Source organism: Bifidobacterium panos (assembly GCF_012932445.1).
Lineage (GTDB): Bacteria > Actinomycetota > Actinomycetes > Actinomycetales > Bifidobacteriaceae > Bifidobacterium > Bifidobacterium panos.
In genome coordinates, this window is record NZ_JAAIIJ010000031.1 from 1 (window position 1) to 4,676 (window position 4,676).

Sequence of the window (4,676 nt, forward strand, 5' to 3'; positions counted from 1 at the left end):
GCCAGCAACTTCTTCAGTCCGTCGTTCTCGGCTCGCAGCGTGGCGATCTCGATGCGCAGTCTGGTGTTCTCCGCTTGCAGCCCGTCCGTTTGCGTGATGGTTTCATCTGACCGGTCATGACCGGTCACGTGACCGGTCACGGTCTTGAGCACGCCGAGCGCCTCAAGCGTCGTGACCGGTATCCGCCAGCCGCGTTTGAGTTTGGTCGCGCCCAGTGAACTGCCTTGTTCGTTGAGTTTCCTGCGTAATGTCGATTCACTGCAATCAACCAGTTCGAGCGCCTGACTGAAACTGTACTCATGTGACGAATCGGTCATGGTGCAATCATATGACCGGTCATGACCGGTCAATCCTCCAAGCCGTACCGTCTGCGCATACGTGAGACGAATTCATTGTCGTCTATAAGACCTTGGGCGTAAGCGTCCGCATCCTTCAGGAGCGCTGGCGACGGAGCACCGCCCTCAAGTCGTGCCGACGCTATGGCCAGTCCCAGATGCTCGCGACGGCGAGCGGCTTCTTCCTCAGTAATCAACACAACCACCTCATGTTGTTGCCGCTTCAGCGAGCACGGGCGACGAGCTCCCTGTGTGATTCCGTGCGAGAAAAATTCGGCAGCGGAAACTTTTTCATTCCCGATTCGATTTCGAATCTGGGAATAGCAAGCGACGTGAATGAGGCCTCATTCACTCGATTCGCGGTGCGAACCGGCTTGCCCGGGAGACCCAGACCCCTTAGTCGGCAGGAGCCTCCAGACCGCTCGCGCGGCCTGCACGCGTCTTTCAGACGGTGTGTGCCGCGAGCTTGCGGCGCATGTATTCGCTGCGGCTGATGTGGTAGCGCTTGGCCGTCTCGGTCAGCTCGTCCAGCGTGCTTCTGGGCACGCGGATGGACACGTTAATCATCTGTTCCTCCGGCTGGGCGAGGTGCAGGCCGTAGTGGACGCGTCCCGTCAGGTCGTCCGGTATGGTCTCGGATTCGGCCATCCGCTCGTCCTCCAGCACCTGTTCCTCGGTCATGCCGACCATTGCCAGCAGCTCCCTGTCGCGGTCGCTGAATCCGGTCGCGTCGCTCATCACTGCCTCCTTAGCTGCTCGATTTCACGCCTGAACTTCTTGGTCGGCGGCGTGAACGCGTGGTAGATCACCACAGTCCCGCGCACGACCCTGTACAGCATCTCGACGTTCCTGCCGCGCCCGTCGAGCCCTATCGCCATCCACGCGCCGGACGGTCGTTCCGCGTCGACCATGACGCTGCGGAACGCCGTCACCACGTCCTCCTCGGACAGTTCCGGATGCCGAACGGTCACCCTGTCAAGCACTTGGATTCTCATGGACACCACCTGTGGCACGAACGTATTACACGCACAATCATATTCGTGTTCAAAGCAGGATGCAAGCGTGATACGCACGCATTAGCGAACCGCGCGAGCGGTCTGAAGGCTCCGCCGACTAAGGGGTCTGGGTCTCCCGGGCAAGCCGGTTCGCACCGCGAATCGAGTGAATGTAGCTACATTCACGTCGCTTGCTATTCCCAGATTCGAAATCGAATCGGGAATAAAAAAGTTTCCGCTGCCGAATTTTTTTCGCGCGGATTGGCGGTCGGTTTTGTCCAAACCGACCCGCTTGTTTCGCGCGCATAATGATGTTCAAAGCGGAAAAAATGTTCGGTTCAATATTGAACCGAACATAGGCCGTGTCGTTAAAAAGAAAAAGACCCGAACACTGGTAATGTTCGGGTCAACGAAATAAAAGCACAGCCAATACTATCACACTGCTGGTAACAGGCGTGTTGGTGACACAGCGTGATTTGCGACTTAACGCGCTGTATAAAATTGTCGCCCCGACTAACACTCGGGAGATGCGGTTAGAGCGCTAAACATCAACAGACCTCGCAGACGCGCGTGGCATAAACGAGATGCCCGACACGCGCTTTAGTATTCCAGTGCTTCAAAAATGGCTCTACGAGGGTATGCCGGCTTCTGATTCAGTTAATTACTTAATCCGCGGGTTGAAGGGCGTGGCTCCAGACCAAACCTTTAGACTTGTGCTCTTTCCCACAAGGCACAAGTCTCGAAACGTTCACCACCCAAACTCCACATGAAAATCACATGACGGTGTTTCGGGATATGAGACGCGGGTCTGTTCAGGATGTTTTCCAGCGTGACCACCATGGTTTTCGTGATGGTCTCGCTTCGAGCAACGCCACGACTTTCTCCCGTTCCGCCAGCAACTTCTTCAGTCCGTCGTTCTCGGCTCGCAGCGTGGCGATCTCGATGCGCAGTCTGGTGTTCTCCGCTTGCAGCCCGTCCGTTTGCGTGATGGTTTCATCTGACCGGTCATGACCGGTCAGATGAAACCATCACGCAAACGGACGGGCTGCAAGCGGAGAACACCAGACTGCGCATCGAGATCGCCACGCTGCGAGCCGAGAACGACGGACTGAAGAAGTTGCTGGCGGAACGGGAGAAAGTCGTGGCGTTGCTCGAAGCGAGACCATCACGAAAACCATGGTGGTCACGCTGGAAAACATCCTGAACAGACCCGCGTCTCATATCCCGAAACACCGTCATGTGATTTTCATGTGGAGTTTGGGTGGTGAACGTTTCGAGACTTGTGCCTTGTGGGAAAGAGCACAAGTCTAAAGGTTTGGTCTGGAGCCACGCCCTTCAACCCGCGGATTAAGTAATTAACTGAATCAGAAGCCGGCATACCCTCGTAGAGCCATTTTTGAAGCACTGGAATACTAAAGCGCGTGTCGGGCATCTCGTTTATGCCACGCGCGTCTGCGAGGTCTGTTGATGTTTAGCGCTCTAACCGCATCTCCCGAGTGTTAGTCGGGGCGACAATTTTATACAGCGCGTTAAGTCGCAAATCACGCTGTGTCACCAACACGCCTGTTACCAGCAGTGTGATAGTATTGGCTGTGCTTTTATTTCGTTGACCCGAACATTACCAGTGTTCGGGTCTTTTTCTTTTTAACGACACGGCCTATGTTCGGTTCAATATTGAACCGAACATTTTTTCCGCTTTGAACATCATTATGCGCGCGAAACAAGCGGGTCGGTTTGGACAAAACCGACCGCCAATCCGCGCGAAAAAAATTCGGCAGCGGAAACTTTTTTATTCCCGATTCGATTTCGAATCTGGGAATAGCAAGCGACGTGAATGTAGCTACATTCACTCGATTCGCGGTGCGAACCGGCTTGCCCGGGAGACCCAGACCCCTTAGTCGGCGGAGCCTTCAGACCGCTCGCGCGGTTCGCTAATGCGTGCGTATCACGCTTGCATCCTGCTTTGAACACGAATATGATTGTGCGTGTAATACGTTCGTGCCACAGGTGGTGTCCATGAGAATCCAAGTGCTTGACAGGGTGACCGTTCGGCATCCGGAACTGTCCGAGGAGGACGTGGTGACGGCGTTCCGCAGCGTCATGGTCGACGCGGAACGACCGTCCGGCGCGTGGATGGCGATAGGGCTCGACGGGCGCGGCAGGAACGTCGAGATGCTGTACAGGGTCGTGCGCGGGACTGTGGTGATCTACCACGCGTTCACGCCGCCGACCAAGAAGTTCAGGCGTGAAATCGAGCAGCTAAGGAGGCAGTGATGAGCGACGCGACCGGATTCAGCGACCGCGACAGGGAGCTGCTGGCAATGGTCGGCATGACCGAGGAACAGGTGCTGGAGGACGAGCGGATGGCCGAATCCGAGACCATACCGGACGACCTGACGGGACGCGTCCACTACGGCCTGCACCTCGCCCAGCCGGAGGAACAGATGATTAACGTGTCCATCCGCGTGCCCAGAAGCACGCTGGACGAGCTGACCGAGACGGCCAAGCGCTACCACATCAGCCGCAGCGAATACATGCGCCGCAAGCTCGCGGCACACACCGTCTGAAAGACGCGTGCAGGCCGCGCGAGCGGTCTGGAGGCTCCTGCCGACTAAGGGGTCTGGGTCTCCCGGGCAAGCCGGTTCGCACCGCGAATCGAGTGAATGAGGCCTCATTCACGTCGCTTGCTATTCCCAGATTCGAAATCGAATCGGGAATGAAAAAGTTTCCGCTGCCGAATTTTTCTCGCACGGAATCACACAGGGAGCTCGTCGCCCGTGCTCGCTGAAGCGGCAACAACATGAGGTGGTTGTGTTGATTACTGAGGAAGAAGCCGCTCGCCGTCGCGAGCATCTGGGACTGGCCATAGCGTCGGCACGACTTGAGGGCGGTGCTCCGTCGCCAGCGCTCCTGAAGGATGCGGACGCTTACGCCCAAGGTCTTATAGACGACAATGAATTCGTCTCACGTATGCGCAGACGGTACGGCTTGGAGGATTGACCGGTCATGACCGGTCATATGATTGCACCATGACCGATTCGTCACATGAGTACAGTTTCAGTCAGGCGCTCGAACTGGTTGATTGCAGTGAATCGACATTACGCAGGAAACTCAACGAACAAGGCAGTTCACTGGGCGCGACCAAACTCAAACGCGGCTGGCGGATACCGGTCACGACGCTTGAGGCGCTCGGCGTGCTCAAGACCGTGACCGGTCACGTGACCGGTCATGACCGGTCAGATGAAACCATCACGCAAACGGACGGGCTGCAAGCGGAGAACACCAGACTGCGCATCGAGATCGCCACGCTGCGAGCCGAGAACGACGGACTGAAGAAGTTGCTGGC

Annotated in this window: 8 protein-coding genes; 4 read left to right on the forward strand and 4 right to left on the reverse strand. The window is 56.7% G+C overall.

Translation table 11 applies throughout. The features are described 5' to 3' along the window. The 4 genes from G1C94_RS07400 to G1C94_RS07415 form a co-directional block, all read right to left on the reverse strand. Positions 1 to 317: bZIP transcription factor (locus tag G1C94_RS07400; protein WP_172147086.1), on the reverse strand; the 317-nt coding region annotated here is incomplete at its 3' end. 29 nt (positions 318 to 346) lie between these two features. Beyond that, entirely contained in the window at positions 347 to 532 is a 186-nt protein-coding gene (locus G1C94_RS07405) for an antitoxin VbhA family protein (RefSeq protein WP_172147089.1), read from the reverse strand. Positions 533 to 779: 247 nt separating this feature from the next. After that, a complete protein-coding gene (locus G1C94_RS07410) occupies positions 780 to 1,073 on the reverse strand; it encodes a ribbon-helix-helix protein, CopG family (RefSeq protein WP_172147105.1) in 294 nt (97 codons plus the stop codon). Next, the gene (locus G1C94_RS07415; protein WP_172147107.1) at positions 1,073 to 1,330 is read right to left on the reverse strand and encodes a hypothetical protein; all 258 of its coding nucleotides are present in this window, start codon (positions 1,328 to 1,330) and stop codon (positions 1,073 to 1,075) included. Before G1C94_RS07415 ends, G1C94_RS07410 begins: the two co-directional genes overlap by 1 nt. 2,016 nt (positions 1,331 to 3,346) lie before the next feature. Between G1C94_RS07415 and G1C94_RS07420 the strand changes: the two genes are divergently transcribed. The 4 genes from G1C94_RS07420 to G1C94_RS07435 form a co-directional block, all read left to right on the forward strand. Beyond that, the gene (locus G1C94_RS07420) at positions 3,347 to 3,604 is read left to right on the forward strand and encodes a hypothetical protein (protein ID WP_172147107.1); all 258 of its coding nucleotides are present in this window, start codon (positions 3,347 to 3,349) and stop codon (positions 3,602 to 3,604) included. Then, positions 3,604 to 3,897 carry a ribbon-helix-helix protein, CopG family gene (locus G1C94_RS07425; protein WP_172147105.1) on the forward strand — a complete coding sequence of 98 codons (294 nt, stop codon included), beginning with the start codon at positions 3,604 to 3,606 and terminating at the stop codon, positions 3,895 to 3,897. Before G1C94_RS07420 ends, G1C94_RS07425 begins: the two co-directional genes overlap by 1 nt. Positions 3,898 to 4,144: 247 nt before the next feature. Continuing rightward, positions 4,145 to 4,330: an antitoxin VbhA family protein gene (locus G1C94_RS07430; RefSeq protein ID WP_172147089.1), complete on the forward strand. Its 186-nt coding sequence runs from the start codon at positions 4,145 to 4,147 to the stop codon at positions 4,328 to 4,330. 29 nt (positions 4,331 to 4,359) lie between these two features. Beyond that, on the forward strand, positions 4,360 to 4,676 hold a 317-nt coding region (locus G1C94_RS07435), incomplete at its 3' end, for a bZIP transcription factor (RefSeq protein ID WP_172147086.1).